This window comes from Pseudomonas sp. Irchel s3a12 (assembly GCF_900187485.1).
Lineage (GTDB): Bacteria > Pseudomonadota > Gammaproteobacteria > Pseudomonadales > Pseudomonadaceae > Aquipseudomonas > Aquipseudomonas neuropathica.
Genome location: NZ_FYDN01000002.1, coordinates 570,081 through 589,793, shown reverse-complemented (window position 1 = coordinate 589,793; position 19,713 = coordinate 570,081). Strand labels below are relative to the sequence as shown.

General features: G+C 57.9%; 19 protein-coding genes. 13 read left to right on the top strand and 6 right to left on the bottom strand.

Annotated features, from left to right (window positions below; translation table 11 throughout):
* Positions 1-9: 9 nt before the first annotated feature.
* From odhB to CKW14_RS06110, 7 genes are all read left to right on the top strand, one after another.
* The gene (gene odhB, locus CKW14_RS06140; RefSeq protein ID WP_095050219.1) at positions 10-1,230 is read left to right on the top strand and encodes a 2-oxoglutarate dehydrogenase complex dihydrolipoyllysine-residue succinyltransferase; all 1,221 of its coding nucleotides are present in this window, start codon (positions 10-12) and stop codon (positions 1,228-1,230) included.
* Between the two features lie 98 nt (positions 1,231-1,328).
* Positions 1,329-2,765, top strand: a complete 1,437-nt coding sequence (gene lpdA / locus CKW14_RS06135) for a dihydrolipoyl dehydrogenase (protein ID WP_007919881.1) — start codon at positions 1,329-1,331, stop codon at positions 2,763-2,765.
* Positions 2,766-2,947: 182 nt separating this feature from the next.
* Positions 2,948-4,114, top strand: coding sequence for an ADP-forming succinate--CoA ligase subunit beta (gene sucC / locus CKW14_RS06130; protein WP_007919879.1), 1,167 nt, complete (start codon positions 2,948-2,950; stop codon positions 4,112-4,114).
* Positions 4,114-4,995 (top strand): succinate--CoA ligase subunit alpha, encoded by an 882-nt coding sequence (sucD, locus tag CKW14_RS06125; RefSeq protein WP_008082972.1) that lies wholly within the window; start codon positions 4,114-4,116, stop codon positions 4,993-4,995. Before sucC ends, sucD begins: the two co-directional genes overlap by 1 nt.
* Before the next feature lie 320 nt (positions 4,996-5,315).
* Entirely contained in the window at positions 5,316-6,629 is a 1,314-nt protein-coding gene (brnQ, locus tag CKW14_RS06120; RefSeq protein ID WP_095124981.1) for a branched-chain amino acid transport system II carrier protein, read from the top strand.
* 271 nt (positions 6,630-6,900) lie between these two features.
* Positions 6,901-7,638: a DUF599 domain-containing protein gene (locus CKW14_RS06115; protein ID WP_095050220.1), complete on the top strand. Its 738-nt coding sequence runs from the start codon at positions 6,901-6,903 to the stop codon at positions 7,636-7,638.
* Complete coding sequence (locus CKW14_RS06110) at positions 7,638-8,039, top strand: MAPEG family protein (protein WP_095050221.1); 402 nt, start codon at positions 7,638-7,640, stop codon at positions 8,037-8,039. The genes CKW14_RS06115 and CKW14_RS06110 overlap by 1 nt, the downstream gene beginning before the upstream one ends.
* Before the next feature lie 78 nt (positions 8,040-8,117).
* Here CKW14_RS06110 and CKW14_RS06105 read toward each other — a convergent pair whose 3' ends face one another.
* Positions 8,118-8,354 (bottom strand): hypothetical protein, encoded by a 237-nt coding sequence (locus CKW14_RS06105; RefSeq protein ID WP_007919867.1) that lies wholly within the window; start codon positions 8,352-8,354, stop codon positions 8,118-8,120.
* A gap of 157 nt (positions 8,355-8,511) precedes the next feature.
* Between CKW14_RS06105 and CKW14_RS06100 the strand changes: the two genes are divergently transcribed.
* The 4 genes from CKW14_RS06100 to CKW14_RS06085 all read left to right on the top strand — a co-directional run bounded on the left by CKW14_RS06100 (position 8,512) and on the right by CKW14_RS06085 (position 12,221).
* Positions 8,512-8,988 carry a PaaI family thioesterase gene (locus CKW14_RS06100; protein ID WP_095050222.1) on the top strand — a complete coding sequence of 159 codons (477 nt, stop codon included), beginning with the start codon at positions 8,512-8,514 and terminating at the stop codon, positions 8,986-8,988.
* Complete coding sequence (locus CKW14_RS06095; protein WP_095124979.1) at positions 8,985-9,437, top strand: PaaI family thioesterase; 453 nt, start codon at positions 8,985-8,987, stop codon at positions 9,435-9,437. The genes CKW14_RS06100 and CKW14_RS06095 overlap by 4 nt, the downstream gene beginning before the upstream one ends.
* 82 nt (positions 9,438-9,519) lie before the next feature.
* On the top strand, positions 9,520-11,424 hold the full coding sequence (gene htpG / locus CKW14_RS06090; protein ID WP_095124997.1) for a molecular chaperone HtpG: 1,905 nt from the start codon (positions 9,520-9,522) through the stop codon (positions 11,422-11,424).
* 68 nt (positions 11,425-11,492) lie between these two features.
* A complete protein-coding gene (locus CKW14_RS06085) occupies positions 11,493-12,221 on the top strand; it encodes a dienelactone hydrolase family protein (protein WP_095050224.1) in 729 nt (242 codons plus the stop codon).
* Between the two features lie 231 nt (positions 12,222-12,452).
* On the opposite strand, the gene CKW14_RS06080 is transcribed toward CKW14_RS06085, so the two are convergent.
* Positions 12,453-13,319 carry a pirin family protein gene (locus tag CKW14_RS06080; protein WP_095124977.1) on the bottom strand — a complete coding sequence of 289 codons (867 nt, stop codon included), beginning with the start codon at positions 13,317-13,319 and terminating at the stop codon, positions 12,453-12,455.
* Positions 13,320-13,380: 61 nt separating this feature from the next.
* A complete protein-coding gene (locus CKW14_RS06075) occupies positions 13,381-13,797 on the bottom strand; it encodes an OsmC family protein (RefSeq protein WP_095050226.1) in 417 nt (138 codons plus the stop codon).
* A 128-nt stretch (positions 13,798-13,925) separates the two neighbouring features.
* Between CKW14_RS06075 and CKW14_RS06070 the strand changes: the two genes are divergently transcribed.
* Both CKW14_RS06070 and CKW14_RS06065 read left to right on the top strand, forming a co-directional pair.
* Positions 13,926-14,981, top strand: coding sequence for an amidohydrolase family protein (locus CKW14_RS06070; RefSeq protein WP_095124975.1), 1,056 nt, complete (start codon positions 13,926-13,928; stop codon positions 14,979-14,981).
* Between the two features lie 130 nt (positions 14,982-15,111).
* Positions 15,112-16,737: a methyl-accepting chemotaxis protein gene (locus tag CKW14_RS06065; RefSeq protein WP_095124973.1), complete on the top strand. Its 1,626-nt coding sequence runs from the start codon at positions 15,112-15,114 to the stop codon at positions 16,735-16,737.
* 274 nt (positions 16,738-17,011) lie between these two features.
* Here CKW14_RS06065 and CKW14_RS06060 read toward each other — a convergent pair whose 3' ends face one another.
* From CKW14_RS06060 to purM, 3 genes are read right to left on the bottom strand one after another with little or no spacing between them, the layout of a single operon-like run.
* Positions 17,012-17,725 (bottom strand): DUF3108 domain-containing protein, encoded by a 714-nt coding sequence (locus tag CKW14_RS06060; RefSeq protein ID WP_095050229.1) that lies wholly within the window; start codon positions 17,723-17,725, stop codon positions 17,012-17,014.
* An 8-nt stretch (positions 17,726-17,733) separates the two neighbouring features.
* On the bottom strand, positions 17,734-18,384 hold the full coding sequence (gene purN / locus CKW14_RS06055) for a phosphoribosylglycinamide formyltransferase (RefSeq protein ID WP_095050230.1): 651 nt from the start codon (positions 18,382-18,384) through the stop codon (positions 17,734-17,736).
* Positions 18,384-19,442 carry a phosphoribosylformylglycinamidine cyclo-ligase gene (purM, locus tag CKW14_RS06050; protein WP_007919839.1) on the bottom strand — a complete coding sequence of 353 codons (1,059 nt, stop codon included), beginning with the start codon at positions 19,440-19,442 and terminating at the stop codon, positions 18,384-18,386. The genes purN and purM overlap by 1 nt, the downstream gene beginning before the upstream one ends.
* Positions 19,443-19,713: the final 271 nt, after the last annotated feature.

Here is a 19,713-nt window from a genome sequence, read left to right as displayed (position 1 = left end):
CCACAGATAATGGCTATCGAGATCAAAGCCCCCACTTTCCCGGAATCGGTTGCCGATGGCACCGTTGCCACCTGGCACAAACAACCGGGCGACGCCGTCAAGCGCGACGAACTGATCGTCGACATCGAAACCGACAAAGTCGTACTGGAAGTTCTGGCTACCGCTGATGGCGTGCTGGGCGCAATCGTCAAGGGCGAGGGCGAGACCGTCCTGTCCGACGAAGTGCTGGGCTCCATCGTTGAAGGTGGCGCTGCTGCCGCTGCCCCAGCCGCCGCTGCTGCTCCGGCCGCTGCCGCTGCTCCAGCTGCTGCCGAAGGCGAAGACGATCCTGTTGCTGCTCCTGCTGCGCGCAAGCTGGCTGAAGAAAACGGCATCAACATCGCTTCCGTTGCCGGCACCGGCAAGGGCGGTCGTGTGACCAAGGAAGACGTGGTTGCTGCTGTTGCTGCCAAGAAAGCCGCTCCGGCTACCGCGCCTGCCAAGGCTGCTGCTCCTTCGGCTGCTGCTCCTGTGTTCGCCGCTGGCGACCGCATCGAGAAGCGCGTACCGATGACCCGTGTTCGTGCCACCGTGGCCAAGCGTCTGGTTGAAGCACAGTCGAACATGGCGATGCTGACCACTTTCAACGAAGTCGACATGACTGAAGTCATGGCCCTGCGTTCGAAGTACAAGGACCTGTTCGAGAAGTCCCACAACGGCGTACGCCTGGGCTTCATGTCGTTCTTCGTGAAAGCGGCCACCGAAGCGCTGAAACGCTTCCCGGCTGTCAACGCGTCGATCGACGGCGGCGACATCGTTTACCACGGCTACGCTGACATCGGTGTTGCTGTTTCCAGCGATCGCGGTCTGGTGGTTCCGGTTCTGCGTAACGCCGAACTGATGAGCCTGGCTGAAATCGAAGGCGGCATCGCCACCTTCGGCAAGAAAGCCCGTGACGGCAAACTGTCGATGGACGAGATGACCGGTGGTACCTTCACCATCACCAACGGTGGTACCTTCGGTTCGATGATGTCGACCCCGATCGTCAACCCGCCGCAGGCAGCGATTCTGGGCATGCACAACATCATCCAGCGTCCTATGGCCATCAATGGTCAGGTCGTTATCCGTCCGATGATGTACCTGGCACTGTCCTACGATCACCGTCTGATCGATGGCAAAGAAGCTGTGACCTTCCTGGTGACCATCAAGAACCTGCTGGAAGATCCGGCTCGTCTGTTGCTGGATATTTGATAGAAGCAGCTGCAAGTCTCAAGCTGCAAGCTGCGAGTAACCGCAGTTTGGCTTGAGGCTTGCGGCTTCACGCTTGCTGCAAAAAAGAGGATTTTTGAATGTCGCAGAAATTTGACGTAGTAGTGATCGGTGCTGGCCCTGGTGGCTACGTGGCTGCCATCAAGGCGGCGCAGCTGGGTCTGACCACTGCCTGCATCGAGAAGTACACCGACGCTGAAGGCAAGCAAGCCCTGGGCGGCACCTGCCTGAACGTGGGCTGCATTCCTTCCAAGGCGCTGCTCGACAGTTCCTGGAAATACAAGGAAGCGAAAGAAAGCTTCAACGTTCACGGTATCTCGACTGGCGAAGTCAAAATGGACGTCGCTGCGATGGTTGGCCGCAAGGCTGGCATCGTCAAGAACCTGACCGGCGGCGTTGCCACCCTGTTCAAGGCCAACGGCGTTACTTCGATCCAGGGCCACGGCAAACTGCTGGCTGGCAAGAAAGTCGAAGTCACCAAGCCAGACGGCTCGGTTGAAGTCATCGAAGCTGAAAACGTCATTCTGGCTCCAGGCTCGCGTCCGATCGACATTCCACCGGCTCCGGTTGATCAGAAAGTCATCGTTGATTCGACTGGCGCTCTGGAATTCCAGTCCGTACCTAAGCGTCTGGGCGTGATCGGCGCTGGCGTGATCGGTCTGGAATTGGGTTCGGTCTGGTCGCGTCTGGGCTCCGAAGTCGTTGTTCTGGAAGCACTGGACACCTTCCTGATGGCAGCGGACACCGCTGTTTCCAAGGAAGCGCTGAAAACCCTGACCAAACAAGGTCTGGACATCAAACTGGGCGCTCGCGTAACCGGCTCGAAAGTGAACGGCGACGAAGTCGTTGTGAACTACACCGATGCCAACGGCGAACAGACCATCACTTTCGACAAGCTGATCGTAGCCGTTGGTCGCCGTCCGGTGACCACTGATCTGCTGGCTGCCGACAGTGGCGTGACCCTCGACGAGCGCGGTTTCGTGCACGTTGACGATCACTGCGCGACCACCGTACCGGGCGTTTTCGCCATCGGTGACGTGGTTCGCGGCATGATGCTGGCTCACAAAGCTTCGGAAGAAGGCATCATGGTTGTCGAGCGCATCAAGGGCCACAAAGCCCAGATGAACTATGACCTGATCCCTTCGGTTATTTATACTCACCCGGAAATCGCGTGGGTTGGCAAAACCGAGCAGGCCTTGAAAGCTGAAGGCGTTGAAGTTAACGTCGGCACCTTCCCGTTCGCCGCTTCCGGCCGTGCCATGGCCGCCAACGATACCGGTGGTTTCGTCAAGGTCATCGCTGATGCCAAGACTGACCGCGTATTGGGCGTGCACGTGATTGGCCCGAGCGCTGCAGAACTGGTTCAGCAGGGCGCGATCGGTATGGAATTCGGCACCAGCGCTGAAGACCTGGGCATGATGGTTTTCTCCCATCCGACCCTGTCTGAAGCCTTGCACGAAGCTGCTCTGGCTGTGAATGGCGGTGCCATCCACATTGCCAACCGCAAGAAGCGTTAAGACACAATAAGAAACCACGGCGGTAACGGCCCGTCGTGAGCCTTGCGAGCAAGTCTCACCGCGGAATGTCCGCTGGACGCAGTCTTGCGTAGCTCAGCTACGCAAGCAGCAGTCACAGGTGGCGCGGCACTCAAACGAGCGCAGCGCCGAATGCGCAGTACCTAACGAAGACGGTAAAAAGCATGAATCTTCACGAGTATCAGGGTAAGCAGCTGTTCGCTGAATACGGCCTGCCAGTTTCCACTGGTTACGCAGTAGACACCCCGGAAGCAGCAGCAGAAGCTTGCGACAAAATCGGCGGCAGCGAGTGGGTTGTCAAAGCCCAGGTCCACGCCGGTGGTCGCGGTAAAGCGGGCGGCGTTAAGCTGGTTCGCAGCAAAGAAGACGCCAAAGCCTTCGCACAGCAGTGGCTGGGCAAGCGTCTGGTGACTTACCAGACTGATGCCAATGGCCAGCCAGTCACCAAGATCCTGGTTGAATCGTGCACTGATATCGCTAAAGAGCTGTACCTGGGCGCTGTCGTTGACCGTTCGAGCCGTCGCATCGTGTTCATGGCTTCCACCGAAGGTGGCGTGGACATCGAGAAAATCGCTCACGACACTCCAGAAAAAATTCTCAAGGCCACTATCGATCCACTGGTTGGCGCTCAGCCATTCCAGGGTCGCGAGCTGGCATTCCAGCTGGGTCTGGAAGGCAAGCAGGTTGCTCAGTTCGCCAAGATCTTCGTAGGTCTGGCCAAACTGTTCAAGGATCACGACCTGGCTCTGCTGGAAGTGAACCCGCTGGTGATCAAGGCTGATGGCGATCTGCACTGCCTGGACGCCAAGATCAACATCGACGCCAACGCCATGTACCGTCAGCCTAAGCTGAAGACTTTCCACGATCCGTCGCAAGACGATCCGCGCGAAGCGCACGCTGCCAAGTTCGAACTGAACTACGTAGCACTGGAAGGCAACATCGGTTGCATGGTCAACGGTGCTGGCCTGGCCATGGGTACCATGGACATCGTCAACCTGCATGGCGGCAAGCCAGCCAACTTCCTCGACGTAGGTGGTGGCGCTACCAAAGAACGCGTAACTGAAGCGTTCAAGATCATCCTGTCCGACACCAACGTCGCTGCAGTACTGGTCAACATCTTCGGCGGCATCGTTCGCTGCGACATGATTGCCGAAGGCATCATCGGCGCTGTGAAAGAAGTCGGCGTGAAAATCCCGGTTGTTGTTCGCCTTGAAGGCAACAACGCTGAGCTGGGCGCTAAAGTACTGGCAGAAAGCGGTTTGAACATCATCGCTGCTACCAGCCTGACCGACGCTGCTCAACAAGTTGTCAAAGCTGCGGAGGGCAAATAATGAGCGTCCTGATCAATAAAGACACCAAAGTTATCTGCCAGGGTATTACCGGTTCGCAAGGTAGTTTCCACACCCAGCAAGCCATCGAATACGGCACCAAGATGGTCGGTGGCGTTACTCCTGGTAAAGGCGGCACCGAGCACCTGGGTCTGCCAGTGTTCAACACCGTTAAAGACGCAGTAGAAGCCACTGGCGCTACCGCCAGCGTGATCTACGTTCCGGCTCCTTTCTGCAAAGACTCGATCCTGGAAGCGGCATTCGGCGGCATCAAGCTGATCGTCTGCATCACCGAAGGCATTCCTACCCTGGACATGCTGGACGCTAAAGTTAAGTGCGACGAGCTGGGCGTAGTCCTGATCGGCCCTAACTGCCCAGGCGTTATCACTCCGGGCGAGTGCAAGATCGGCATCATGCCAGGTCACATTCACTTGCCAGGCAAAGTCGGTATCGTTTCGCGTTCCGGCACCCTGACCTACGAAGCTGTTAAGCAGACTACTGACGCCGGTTTCGGTCAGTCGACTTGCGTCGGCATCGGTGGTGACCCGATCCCGGGTTCGAACTTCATCGACATCCTGAAGCTGTTCCAGGAAGACCCGAAGACCGAAGCGATCGTGATGATCGGTGAGATCGGCGGTTCGGCTGAAGAAGAAGCGGCTGCCTACATCAAGGCACACGTGACCAAGCCGGTTGTTTCCTACATCGCTGGTGTGACTGCTCCTCCGGGCAAGCGCATGGGCCATGCTGGCGCAATCATCTCTGGCGGCAAAGGCACTGCAGACGAGAAATTCGCTGCTCTGCAAGACGCAGGCGTGAAAACCGTGCGTTCGCTGGCAGACATCGGCAAGGCCCTGGCCGAGCTGACCGGTTGGGCTGTCAAGTAAGCCTCGCGCTTAGCTGACGCTTCACCAAACAAAGGCCACCTTCGGGTGGCCTTTGTCGTTTCTGACATCCGCTGATTTATAGGCTTTCGCCCAATTACATGCAAAAACGCGACACGGAAACGTCGCGTATCGGATAGTTCGCCCTCTAACAGTGCGTTTACACGCCAAATTCGTTAGGCTAGCAGCCATTTTTGCGTCTGCCGCCCACAAGGCATGCAACGCGCTTTAAGGGTCAGTCCCATACGGATCGACAGCATTTCCCTAATTACACAGGGCAATCCCCCTCTAAATTCCGATTTCAGTAGTGTGGTATTACCTTAATGAAAGTTTTGAAAGGTCAGGACATCCTGGCACTTGGCTTTATGACATTTGCCCTGTTCGTTGGGGCTGGCAACATTATTTTCCCGCCGATCGTGGGCTTGCAGGCCGGACCTCATGTCTGGATGGCCGCGCTGGGCTTCCTGATCACTGCGGTGGGTCTGCCGGTGATCACCGTCGTTGCACTGGCCAAGGTTGGTGGGGCGATGGATACGCTGAGCAGCCCGATCGGCAAGATTGCCGGCGGCATTCTGGCGGCTGCGTGCTACCTGGCGGTCGGCCCGTTGTTCGCCACCCCGCGTACCGCAACCGTATCGTTTGAAGTCGGTCTAGCGCCGCTCACTGGCGAAAGCCCGCTGGCACTGTTCCTCTACAGCTCGGTGTACTTCCTGCTGGTGTTCTTCATCTCGCTCTACCCTGGGCGTTTGCTGGACACCGTGGGCCGCTTCCTCGCGCCATTGAAGATCATCGCGCTGGCGGTCCTGGGTATCGCTGCATTCGCTTTGCCGGCGGGTGACATCGGCCATGGCACGCCAGAATACGTGGCGGCACCGTTCTCCCAAGGCTTTATCAATGGTTACCTGACCATGGATACCCTGGGCGCGCTGGTGTTCGGCATTGTCATCGTTAACGCGATCCGCTCCCGTGGCGTCGAGTCGCCCGCGCTGATCACCCGTTACGCGATCATCGCCGGGCTGATTGCCGGTGTCGGTCTGGCGCTGGTGTATGTCAGCCTGTTCCGCCTCGGTTCCGGCAGCCACGAAGTGGCGGTGGGCGCGACCAACGGCGCGGCGGTACTGCATGCCTACGTGCAACACACCTTTGGTTCGCTGGGCAGCGGTTTCCTCGCGGTACTGATCTCGCTGGCGTGCCTGGTGACAGCGGTCGGCCTGACCTGTGCTTGCGCTGAGTACTTCAGCCGTGTGTTGCCACTGTCCTACAAGACCCTGGTGATCATTCTGGCGGCGTTCTCGCTGCTGGTGTCCAACCTGGGCCTGACCAAGCTGATTGCCTTCTCGATCCCGGTGCTGACCGCGATCTACCCGCCGTGCATCGTGCTGGTAGCGCTGAGCTTCTGCAAAGACTTCTGGCATGAGCACGGCCGCATTCTTGGTCCGGTGATGCTGGTATCGTTTGTGTTTGGCACCATCGACGCGCTGAAAGGCGCGGGTCTGGCCGACTGGATGCCATCGCAGCTGTCCCACCTGCCGCTGAGCGAGCAGGGCCTGGCCTGGTTGGTGCCGTGTGTGATGACGCTGGTGGTTGCAGTGGTTTGCGATCGCATGCTGGGCAAGCGCAGCGAAGCGGTTGCCTGACGTTGCCTGACCCGCCATAAGCGGGTCTTCAACGCTTAAACAGAAATGCCCCGTATCAATCGATACGGGGCATTTTTTATGCGCGTCAGGCAGTGTCTTTTTCCCTAGGCTAACGTCGAAGAGTTGCCGAAGTCCTAATGTGGGAGCGAGCCTGCTCGCGAAAGCGTTGTGTCAGCCGCCATCACTGTTGCGTGATACGCCGCTTTCGTCGGAACGCCGCCCGGAGCAGGCTCGCTCCCACAGGTAGCATCCATACTCCACAGGGAATTGCATGTCGTTCATCCAAGCCAACCTGATCCACCTGCTCGCCGCCGTCTGGTTTGTCATCTGCTGGGGTGGTTACACCCGTTATGCCGGCTGGAAAGCCCGCGACACAGCGTGTCTGGCCAGTGTGCTGCACCTGTACCGCGAGGACTGGATGCGCCGTATGTTGCTGCGTGACAACCGCATCGCCGACGCCAGCGTGATTGGCAATCTTGAACGCAACGCCTCGTTCTTCGCCTCAAGCACATTGATTATTCTCGCCGGCATTCTCACCGTGCTTGGCGCGTCAGAGCGGGCGGTTTCGTTGCTGGCGGACATCCCGATGGTGCAACAGGCGTCGCAGGGCATGTCGGAGATCAAGTTGCTGTGTCTGGCGATGGTGTTCGTTTACGCCTTCTTCACTTTTAGCTGGTGCATGCGTCAGTACAACTTTGCTGCCGTACTGGTGGGTTCGGCGCCTATGATCGGCGAGCGGCAGGTGTCGGAGCAGGAGCGTAAAGCCTTTGCCTTGCGGGCGGCGCGAGTGATTTCAATGGCGGCCAACCAGTTCAACTTCGGCTTGCGTTCCTACTACTTCGGCATGAGCATGCTGGCCTGGTTTGTGAGTCCATGGTTGTTCATGTTGATGAGTGCCGGCGTCGTGGTGGTTCTGTACCGCCGGGAGTTTCATTCCGACGTTCTCGATGTCATGGTCTATACCCCTACAGAAGCCCCCCTTCCCGAAACAAACAGAGAGGTCGCTTGATGAGTATTCCGTTCTGGTGTGTGTTTATCAGCGCGCTGTTGATCTATATCGCGCGTATGCCGGTAGGCAAAGCGATGAAAGAGCAGGGTGGTTACAACAATCACCTGCCGCGTCAGCAACAGGCGCAATTGACCGGTTACGGCGCGAGGGCGCTGGCGGCGCATCAGAACAGCATCGAAGCGTTCATGTTGTTCGCAGTCGCTGTGTTGATGGCGCACACCACGCAAACGGCAGGATGGCTGATCGACACATTAGCGATCGTCTTCGTGATCGCGCGACTCTTCTACTTGTGGTTCTACCTGGCCGATCTTCCCAAACTGCGCAGTCTGGTCTGGATAGTTGGCGTATTGTGTTCGCTGTTGCTAATGATTAGTCCGACTTTTAGAACTGTCTTGCTCTAAGGCGACTCTGGCGTTAATTGCCAGGCAAAAGAAAACCCGCACTTGGCGGGTTTTCTTCTTTCTGCAGCAAAAAGCGAATTATTGCTTCTTGGCAGCTTCTTCTTGTGCAGCAGCGTTCGATTCAGCCTGAGCTTTGGCAGCTTCGGCGTTTTCTTTCGCAGCGTCGTTCACTTTATCCTGAGCTTTGTTCATGTCTTGCTGAGCTTGTTCAGCATGTTGGTTGGCATCTTGAGCTTTGTCCTCGGATTTTTTATCGCAGGCAGCGAGACCGAGGGAAGCGGTCAACATCAAGGCAATAGCAAAAGTCTTACGCATGGGGTGTTTCTCCTTATGGAAAATAACTACTGGCCTTAAGAACTCGGCGCTACAGGTTAAGTTCCTCATTTCTTTCAGATATATAAGTTTGTTTTTACACGGAACTTTTGCTGTTTTGCTCACTACTGGCAAAGGCTCTAACGAGAGTAATTATCAAATGGCCGAAAACACCGTTTTTGAGCGTGCGACGCGGTTTCTATCGGCGCTGCGTCACTGTCAGGTACTCGGTTTGCAGGTGCACAGCGCCTCGGCCGAAGGGCTTACGGTGATCTTGCCGTACAGCGAAAAAATCGTCGGCAATCCCCGGACCGGAGTCATTCACGGCGGGGCGATTACTTCATTGATGGACACCGCCTGCGGGATGTCGACCCTGTGCGTGTTGCCGGAGTTCGAGGTGTGTCCAACCCTCGATCTGCGCATCGATTACATGCACGCCGCCGAGCCGAACAAGGATGTGTATGGCTTTGCCCAGTGCTACCGAGTGACCACCGATGTGATCTTCGCCCGAGGCTTCGCTTATCAGGATGATCCCGAACAGCCCATCGCCCATGTGGTCGGCACCTTCATGCGCATGGGCAAGGGCCTCAAAGGCACCAAAGGTTTCGGCGGCGCGATCAAGGGAGAAAGTCAGTGATTGACGACCTCAAGCAACAATTGCAGCAGGCCCATGCAGAGGGTGATTACACGCCGTTGCTGGAACTGATCCCGTACGCCGGGCTAATCGGTATCGAGTGTTCGCGAGTCGGTGATGAACTGTTGTTCAAGCTGCCGGCGAACAAGGACAACATTGGTAACCCTTTATTGCCGGCGATCCACGGCGGGGTGATTGCCGGATTCATGGAGCTGGCCGCTGCCCTGCATCTGTTGATTTGCACCGGTGCGCCTGGCGTGCCGAAGATTATCGACTTCTCCCTTGATTACCTGCGCGCCGGGCAGTTCCGCGATACCTGGGCCAAATGTCAGGTCTGCCGTCAGGGACGCCGCGTCGCCAACGTTGCGATCACAGCCTGGCAAAGCACTGAAAGCGAACCGATTGCCACCGCGCGTGCGCACTTCAAAATCGAGGAGCCCTTGAAATCCTGAACAGCGCCCCAAACTCACAAGACAACCCGCCGTCGACCATTTCGGGTCGCGGCCACTGCCATCTGATTGGAGTTTGATGACCATGAGTGTGGAAACTCAAAAGGAAACCCTGGGCTTCCAGACCGAGGTAAAGCAGCTGCTGCACCTCATGATCCATTCGCTGTATTCCAACAAGGAAATTTTCCTTCGCGAATTGATCTCGAACGCCTCTGACGCTGTCGATAAGCTGCGCTTCGAAGCCCTGGCCAAGCCAGAGTTGCTCGAAGGTGGCGCTGATCTGAAAATCCGTGTGAGCTTCGACAAGGACGCCAAGACCGTCACCCTCGAAGACAACGGTATCGGCATGAACCGCGACGATGTGATCACCCACCTGGGGACTATCGCCAAATCCGGCACTGCCGATTTCATGAAAAATCTTTCGGGCGATCAGAAGAAAGATTCGCACCTGATCGGTCAGTTCGGTGTGGGCTTCTACTCCGCCTTCATCGTTGCTGACCAAGTTGATGTGTACTCCCGTCGCGCCGGCACCCCGGCCAGCGAAGGCGTGCACTGGTCGTCGAAAGGCGAGGGCGAGTTCGAAGTCGCCACCATCGACAAACCAGAGCGCGGCACCCGCATCGTTCTGCACCTGAAAGCTGCGGAAGACGAGTTCGCCGATGGCTGGCGTCTGCGCAACATCATCAAGAAGTACTCCGACCACATCGCTTTGCCGATCGAGCTGCCGAAAGAAGTTGCAGCTGCCGAAGGTGAAGAGGCTCCGGCCGTTGAATGGGAAACCGTCAACCGCGCCAGCGCCCTGTGGACCCGTCCGCGCACTGAGGTGAAGGACGAGGAATACCAGGAGTTCTACAAGCACATCGCTCACGACTTTGAAAACCCACTCGCCTGGAGCCACAACAAAGTCGAAGGCAAGCTCGAATACAGCTCGCTGCTGTATGTGCCGGCCCGCGCACCGTTCGACCTGTACCAGCGTGAAGCGCCGAAAGGCCTGAAGCTCTACGTGCAACGCGTGTTCGTCATGGATCAGGCCGAGTCGTTCCTGCCGCTGTACCTGCGCTTCATCAAAGGCGTGGTCGATTCCAACGACCTGTCGCTGAACGTGTCGCGCGAAATCCTGCAGAAAGACCCGATCATCGATTCGATGAAGACCGCGCTGACCAAGCGTGTGCTCGACATGCTGGAAAAACTGGCGAAAAACGAGCCTGAGCAATACAAAGGCTTCTGGAAGAACTTCGGTCAGGTCATGAAAGAAGGCCCGGCCGAAGACTTCGCCAACAAAGAGAAAATTGCCGGTCTGCTGCGTTTCGCATCGACCAATGGCGACGACGGCGAGCAGATCGTCGGTCTGGCCGACTACCTGGCTCGCGCCAAGGAAGGTCAGGACAAGATCTACTACCTCACCGGCGAAACCTACGCGCAGGTTAAAAACAGCCCGCACCTGGAAGTCTTCCGCAAGAAAGGCATCGAAGTACTGCTGCTGACCGACCGCATCGACGAGTGGCTGATGAGCTACCTCAGCGAGTTCGACGGCAAGACTTTCGTTGACGTGGCACGTGGTGATCTTGATCTGGGCAATCTGGACTCGGAAGAGGACAAGAAAGCTGCAGAAGAAGTCGCCAAGTCCAAAGAAGGTCTGGTTGAGCGTCTGAAAACCGCGCTGGGCGATTCCGTGGCTGAAGTCCGCGTATCGCATCGTCTGACCGACTCGCCGGCCATTCTGGCCATCGGCGAGCAGGATCTGGGTCTGCAAATGCGCCAGATCCTCGAAGCCAGCGGGCAAAAAGTGCCGGATTCGAAGCCAATCTTCGAATTCAACCCAAGCCACCCGCTGATCGAGAAACTCGATGGCGAGCAGAGCGAAGAGCGGTTCGGCGACCTGTCGCACATCCTCTTCGATCAGGCAGCCCTGGCTGCCGGCGACAGCTTGAAAGATCCGGCCGCTTATGTGCGCCGCCTGAACAAGCTGCTGGTTGAACTGTCGGTTTAACCAAGTCGTAGAAAAACCCGCTTCGGCGGGTTTTTTCATTCTGGTGTTTAGCAAATCAGGAGTCAGAAATGAGCGAAGTCACTGTACGTTCCGTGGTCTACCAGATCGACGGCCAGCCTTATGAAGGTCGTCTGGCGTTCGACGCCGAGCACAAAGGCGCGCGTCCGGGTTTGTTGATGGCGCCGAACTGGATGGGCGTCAGCGCCGGTGCCGAAGAGATCGCCAAATCGGTCGCGGCCAAGGGCTACGTGGTGTTGATCGCTGACGTTTACGGTCAGGCTGTGCGTCCGCAGAACGCGGATCAGGCCGGCGCGGCGATGATGCCGTTGAAGGATGATCGCGCGCTGCTGCGCAAGCGTATGCAAGCGGCGTTCGAGCAGTTGCAGAAGCAGGGCGAAGCGGCGGTGGATACTTCGAACCTGGCAGTGTTCGGTTTCTGCTTTGGTGGTTGCTGTGCGCTGGATTTGGCGCGCACCGGTGCGCCGGTGAAAGCGGCGGTGTCGTTCCACGGCACGCTGGATTCGCCGAATCCGGCCGACGCGCAGAACATCAAAGGTTCGGTGCTGGTGCTGCACGGTGCTTCAGACCCGTTGGTGCCAAAAGAGCAATTGCCGGCGTTTGAGGATGAAATGAACGCGGCGAAAGTCGATTGGCAACTGCTGAGCTATGGCGGTGCGGTGCACTCGTTCACTGATCCGCATGCGAATGTGCCGGGCAAGATGATGTACGACGCGAAAACCGCGAAGCGCGCGTTCAAGTCGATGCATGATTTGCTGGATGAAGTGTTCAAGGGCTGAAGCCTGAAAAGCAAAAGCCCCTCACCCTAACCCTCCCGAAACGTCGGACCGCCCGTAGGGAGAGGGGACTGATTGGGGGGATGCTTCAGGGTTACGCCGACCTGAAAGTGTCTTGGTGAATCCATAATCGCCAAGATTTTTCAGGTCGATGTATGACGCAAGACACCTCCGTCGGCTCCCTCTCCCTACGGACGGTCCGACGTTTCGGGAGGGCTGGGGTGAGGGTGCTTTTCAGCGCGGTAACTCGATCCGCTCAACTTCCCCCGGCACCGTCGGCCAATCCCCGGCCGCCCATTTACGCCGTGCTTCATCAATCGCCGCCGGATCGCTCGCGACAAAATTCCAGTTGATCCGCCGCGGCCCGTCCAGCGGCGCGCCGCCGAACACCACCGCGTGCACATCACTTTCGGCAAACAGACTCATCTCTTCCCCGGCCGGCAATACCACCAACGCATGCGGCTCAATCGCTTCGCCATTCAATTGCGCATCCCCACTCAACACATAAACCGCCCGCTCTTCATGCTCGGTCGGAATCAGCAAAGTGGTCGCGGTTTGCATGTTCACTTCCGCATACAACGTAGGAGAAAGCACCGGCACCGGCGATTCCAGGCAAAAGCCTGACCCGGCAATCATGCGGATCTGTACGCCAAGGTTATCGCTGACCGGCAATGTCGCTGCCGGGTGATGGCTGTAATGCCCCGGGCCTTGCTCGTGATCCTTGGGCGACGCCAGCCAGATCTGCAAACCGTGCATCGTGAAACTCTGGTCCCACAACGGTTCCGGCGTGCGCTCGACGTGTGCAATCGCACTACCAGCGGTCATCCAGCTGACATCACCGGCTCTGACTACTTGATCCGAGCCAAGGCTGTCCTTGTGCTGGATCTGACCTTCGAACAGATACGTGAGCGTCGACAGACCGATGTGCGGGTGCTGTCGGATATTCATACCTTTGCCTGTCGGATAAACCGTCTCGAGCATGTGGTCGAAAAACACGAAAGGCCCGACGCTGCGGCATTTGGCTGACGGCAACGGGCGCAGAATCGGCTGGCCTTCGACGTCTTCGGCGCGCGGGCGGATGATCAGAGGTTGCGTGTCCATGGTGCATTCCAGGCTGAGCGGGTGATGCCAGAAGCATAACCCGCCGCTGGCATGAGGAGGATTACTGGCTATCGAAGCCTTGCGGAGCGTGGGTTTCGATCGTCACGTCGCTGGTGGTCATCAGTTTGTGAATCGGACAGCGATCGGCGACGCGCAGCAGTTCTTCACGCTGGGCGTCGGTGAGTACGCCTTTGAGGGTGAGGGTTACGTGCAGGGCGTATTTGCCTTTCTGCTCTTCACTGTTGTCGCGTTTGACCTCGACTCCGACACCGGTCAGCGGGATGTCTTTTTTCTTCGCGTACATCTTCAGAGTCAACGCTTTGCAGGCGCCGAGGGCCGCATCGAAATAGTCGTGCGGCTCAGGTGCCGAGCCTTCGCCGCCGGCGGTTTTCGGCACGTCGGCAAACAGTTCGTGATCATCAATCTGTACGGTGTGACGAAAACCTTCAGCGGAGACGGTATTGACGGTAACAGTCATGGGAACCTCACAGGCAGTAGGAAAAGTCGTTCGATCAAAAAAGACCTTGCAGTTATAGAGCATTCCCACCGGTACGCGTTCCACTTTCCTGCGGGATGAACCCTTGTCGTCAGGGTGCGGTCTAGGCTATGCCTACTTCCCGGAGATTACTTGTGTCCCTGTATCGTCTGAGTCTTGCCTGTCTTCTTCTGGTTGCCGGCAGCGCGAGCGCCCGCGATTACACCTACAGCGATGCGCACCTGCATTACGTGGATTTTTTCCAGGAAAGCGCAGGCATGGCGAAACTGCTGACAGCCATGCAGGACAATTCCATCGAGCATGTGATGATTTCCGGCATTCCGGTGGCGAAGAAATGGCACGAAGACGAACCCAAGCGTCCGCGTTATTACGCGGGTGACGACGCTGACGCCTACTGGTACAGCGCAACCGATGTGATCGTTGCTGATGCCGTGCAAAAACTCAGCGCCGAGCAGCGCCCGTACTTTCATCCCTTCCTGGCCGGCTTCAACCCCAACGACAAGAACTCCGCCGCACATATCCAGCGCATGCTCGACCTTTACCCAGGGCTTTGGCAGGGCATCGGCGAAGTGTTTACCCGGCATGACGATCTCACGGCGCTGACCTCCGGCGACACGCCGCGGGCCAACAATGAAGCGATGACCAAGATCTATCATCTGGCCGCCGAGAACGATCTGCCGGTGATGCTGCATTCCAACATCACCTCCAAGCGTGAGAAAAATCCGCTGTACCTGAAGGAAATCGAAGAGCCGCTTCGTAATCACCCGCATACACGATTTATCTGGGCGCACGCCGGCACCAGTGCCGAAATTCATCGGCATCAGACACAACTGAAGTTCTTGCTGCCCACGCTGACGCGCATGCTTGAGGCGTATCCCAACCTGTTTATCGACTTGTCCTGGAGCATGCTCACGCCGTACCTGCTGGACGAACAGGGCACGCCGCGCGCGGAGTGGCTGGCGCTGGTCGAGAAATACCCGGAACGCTTCATGCTCGGCTCTGACGTGGTCGGGCGTTTCAATAAGCTCGGTGAAGAAATGCGCAGTTTCAAACCGTTCCTTGATGCGCTGCCGGAAGACGTTGCGCAAAAAGTCGCACGGGATAACTTCCTGGCAATCTTGCCGCGAACGGTGCTCAAGTCCGGCAAAAGCACGCTGAATCGTTAATGCCAACGGTTCGAAGGATCAAGGCCTTTTGATATCGCCTTTTCGTCTTACGCAAATTTTCGCCGGGCCGATACCTTCTAAAGCAACCAGCTGCAGGGTTGATGCAGCGCTTTTGGAAGGAACCAGAGCAATGAGTATCCGTAGTCTCAATATTGCCCCGCGCGCCGGCCTCGGTTTTGGCCTGTTGGCGCTGATGGTATTTGCCCTCGGGGCGTTCGCTTTGCTGCAAATGTCAAACATGCGCGCGCAGTCCGACGAGGTCGATAACAATTGGCTGCCGAGCGTGATGGCGGTCGGCGAGATGAGTCAGGACATGCTGCGCCTGCGAGCGTTGACCATGCGTCTGTTACTCAATCGTGATCCGCAGGCGCTCGAACAGAACGTTGCCAAACTCAATGAATTGCGCGGTGTGCTTAGTGAGGCGCAGCAGCGTTATGACGTGCTGATCGTGTTGCCCGAGGAGCGCAAGCTGTTCGATCGCTTCAAGGTTGCCGAACACCAGTATCTGGAGTTTCAGGCACAAGTCATGCAGTTGTCTGCGCAGAATCGGGTCGAGGAGGCCGCGACCATTCTCAATGGTCAGATGAGTCCCTTGGCCGACGAAATCGCAGTGCTTTTGCGCGAACTGGTTGAGCTGAATAAACACAATGCCAATCTCGCCACCGAAGCTGCGCGGTTGGTGTTCATGAATTCGCGGGTGTGGGTCGGGGTGATGATTGGCGTGACCGCGCTGATCACCATCGGCCTGGCCCTGTTGCTGACCCGCAGCATCGTGTTGCCGCTGGCGCAGTCGTTGGGCGTGGCCGAGGTGGTGGCGGGTGGCGATCTGACCGGCGACATCAACATCAGCGGCAAGGACGAGCCGGCGCGGCTGTTGCAGGCGCTCAAGAGCATGCAGCACAACTTGCGCGAGACGATTCGGCAAATCTCGGAGTCCTCCAGCCAATTGGCCTCAGCGTCAGAGGAGCTGAGTTGCGTCACGGAAGACGCTACGCGCGGGTTACACCAGCAGAGCCTGGAAATCGAACAGGCGGCCACGGCGGTCAATCAGATGACTGCTGCAGTGGAGGAGGTTGCCAGCAATGCCGTGGCAACGTCAGAAGCGTCGCGGGAATCCGATCGTATTGCCCAGCATGGTCGTGAACAGGTGCATCAAACGGTGTTGTCTATTGAATCGCTTGCCGATGATGTGACGGCCAATGCCAGCCAAGTAGAAGATCTGGCGCAGAAGGTCTATAGCATCAGCAAAGTGCTGGACGTGATTCGTTCGATTGCCGAGCAGACCAATTTGCTGGCGCTGAACGCTGCGATCGAAGCGGCGCGGGCCGGCGATGCCGGGCGTGGGTTTGCTGTGGTGGCGGACGAGGTGCGGGCCTTGGCGCATCGCACCCAGCAATCGACGCAAGAGATTGAGCAGATGATTGGCGGCATTCAGCAGGGCACCGATTCGGCGGTGAGTTCGATGCAGCAGAGCAATGTGCGGGCGCGCTCGACGCTGGAGTTAGCCAAGGCGGCCGGGGCTGCACTTGAAGAGATTGCCTCGGCGTTCACGCTGATCAACGAGCGCAATCTGGTGATCGCCAGTGCCTCGGAAGAGCAGGCGGCGGTGGCGCGGGAAGTGGATCGTAATCTGATGAATATTCGTGATCTGGCGATGCAGACATCGGCCGGGGCCAATCAAACGAGCGCGGCGAGTCAGGAACTGTCGCGGTTGGCGGTGGATTTGAACAGCATGGTCGCCAAGTTCTCGGTTTGAGGTTTGCCTTCAAAAGCCCCTCACCCTAGCCCTCTCCCGGAGGGAGAGGGGACTGACCGTGCGATGCGCTGCACATACGTCGACCTGAAACTGCTTGGGTGAATCCATAATCGACTCTGTTTTTCAGGTCGATGCCCAGCGCCAGACATCTCGGTCGGCTCCCTCTCCCTCGGGAGAGGGCTGGGGGGAGGGGCGAAGGTGACACAAAAAGTCGAGTTAAACACAGGCAAAAAAAAGCCCCGCATTTCGCGGGGCTCTTTGTTCTTGCGGCGGATCAGCTGCCTTTAACGGCTTTGCCGTTGACGGTGCCGTCTTGGAGCATGATGTTGTACTCCTTGCCGTCGGTTTCAACCTGTTGCAGGCGAACCAGCAGGTAATCCCAATCCTTGGCGAACCAGAGGACGGTGATGCGCTTGCTTTGTGTCGGGTCGCGCACGCGCTCGACCTTGATCGCATCAATCTTGCCAGCCTTGGTCTCGACTTTTTCCGAACCCAGCACGCGGAAGTCATAGGTATCGACTTCACCGTCATCGACCACTTGATAGCTCATGGTCTTCTTGCCGGCAGCAACGTCATGTTGCAGTGCCAACTGGTAAGTGGACTTGTCGACCATGCCGCGATTCAGCGGAATCTTCACCGCGTCGCCACGGTCGGTACCGGTGACCATTTTGCTGTTCCAGTCAAAATCCAGATCAGCCTTTTTCGCTTTGCCCAGACCGCCACGTTCAAAATGGTAGGACTGCGGTAGCAGGGTGTCCTTGTCCAGGGTCAGAGTGCTTTCTTCAGTCAGGCTGGCGATCATCATCGAGGCCTTGAAGCTGAGCTTCCAGACGCCGTTGGCTTCCTTGACCAGACTGCGCTCGGCGGTGCCGCTCATGGGCAACTGCTTCCAGTCGGCGGTGTAGCTGGCGGAGAACGGTTGAAGGTCCGCTGCCTGCGCGAAGGGCAGGGCGAGCAGAGCGCAAGCGAAGAGCAGGGCGCGACGCATAATATCTCCTAGTTTCGAATCAAGTGGCCGCTGGCCGCGAGTAACTGGCCGTCCAGCAAAGCACCGTGTTCACCGAGTGCCAGTCTGCCTTCGGCAAACCAGCGTACTGCCATCGGGTAGATCAGGTGTTCCTGAACGTGGACTCGCTGCGCCAGACTCTGCGGCGTGTCGTGCAACTCTACCGGTAATACTGCCTGTACGACCAGTGGTCCGCCATCGAGTTCCTCGGTGACGAAGTGCACGGAGCAGCCGTGCTCAGTGTCACCGGCCTCCAGCGCACGCTGATGAGTGTGTAACCCTTTGTATTTGGGCAGCAGCGACGGGTGGATGTTGAGCAGGCGACCTTGGTAGTGGCGAACGAAATCAGCGCTGAGAATGCGCATGAAGCCGGCCAGCACCACGAGTTTCGGATTGAATTCGTCGATCAGTTCGATCAGAGCAGCATCGAAGGCCTCGCGACCTTCGAATGCCTTGTGATCCAGCGAGCGGGTGGCGATACCCGCAGCACTGGCGCGTTGCAGGCCGTAGGCGTCGGCGCGATTGGAAATCACTGCAGCGATGCGGACCGGGCTGTCGCCGGTCCGCGTGCTGTCGATCAGAGCCTGCAAGTTACTGCCGGTGCCGGACAACAGCACCACGACATCACAGGTTGCGGACATTAATGAGCCTTAAGGTTCTGCAGATCAACCTGAGCAGCGCCTTCGGCAGCGGCAGCGATCTGACCGATGACCCAAGGCTGTTCGCCGGCGTCACGCAGGGTGTTCAGCGCAACTTCTACGTGTTCCTGAGCCACGCAGATGACCATGCCAACGCCGCAGTTCAGCACGCGGTGCATTTCGGTCTCGTCAACGTTGCCTTTTTCCTGCAGCCAGTCGAATACGGCAGGGCGAGTCCAGCTAGCCACGTCAACCACAGCCTGAGCGCCTTTTGGCAGAACGCGCGGGATGTTGTCGAGCAGGCCGCCACCGGTGATGTGGGCCATGGCTTTGACCGCGCCGGTGTCTTTGATCAGCTTGAGCAGCGGCTTCACGTAGATACGGGTCGGGGCCATCAGCAGGTCGGTCAGCGGTTTGCCGTCGAGCTGGATGTTTTCGATGTCGGCACCGGAGACTTCGATGATCTTGCGGATCAGCGAGTAGCCGTTGGAGTGCGGGCCGGACGATGGCAGAGCGATCAGCGCATCACCAGTGGCGACTTTCGAGCCGTCGATGATTTCCGATTTTTCCACGACGCCGACGCAGAAGCCGGCCAGGTCGTAGTCTTCGCCTTCGTACATGCCTGGCATTTCAGCGGTTTCACCGCCTACCAGCGAGCAGCCCGACAGTTCGCAGCCAGCGCCGATGCCGGTTACCACCTGGGCAGCGGTGTCGACATTCAGTTTGCCGGTGGCGTAGTAGTCGAGGAAGAACAGTGGCTCAGCGCCGCAAACGACGAGGTCGTTCACGCACATGGCAACCAGGTCGATACCGATGCTGTCGTGCTTGTTCAGGTTCAGCGCCAGACGCAGCTTGGTGCCGACGCCGTCGGTACCGGAAACCAGAACTGGCTGCTTGTAGCCGGCCGGGATTTCGCAGAGGGCGCCGAAACCGCCCAGGCCGCCCATGACTTCCGGGCGCGCAGTGCGCTTGGCGACGCTCTTGATGCGTTCGACCAATGCTTCACCGGCGTCGATGTCTACACCGGCGTCCTTGTAGCTCAGGGAGGGTTGCTTGCTCATGATCCAGGCCTTTAGGGGAGGGGATTCAGGGGTAACGACCGAGTTCAGCGGGAACGTCGAAATCGAGGGTGGCGATGGCCTCACGCGAGTTTCGAGGTGCCCGGCTGTTGCCGGTCTGCGAAGGCGCGCGATTTTATCAGGCTTGAGGGGCAGCGGCCATCCTCGCACCGACGGGCAGGGCCATATCAGCGGAAATTTTTTGCAATTGAGCCGTATGAACGCCTGTATAAGGTGTGGCGATTAACCGTCTATCGTTATCACTGTGCAAAAA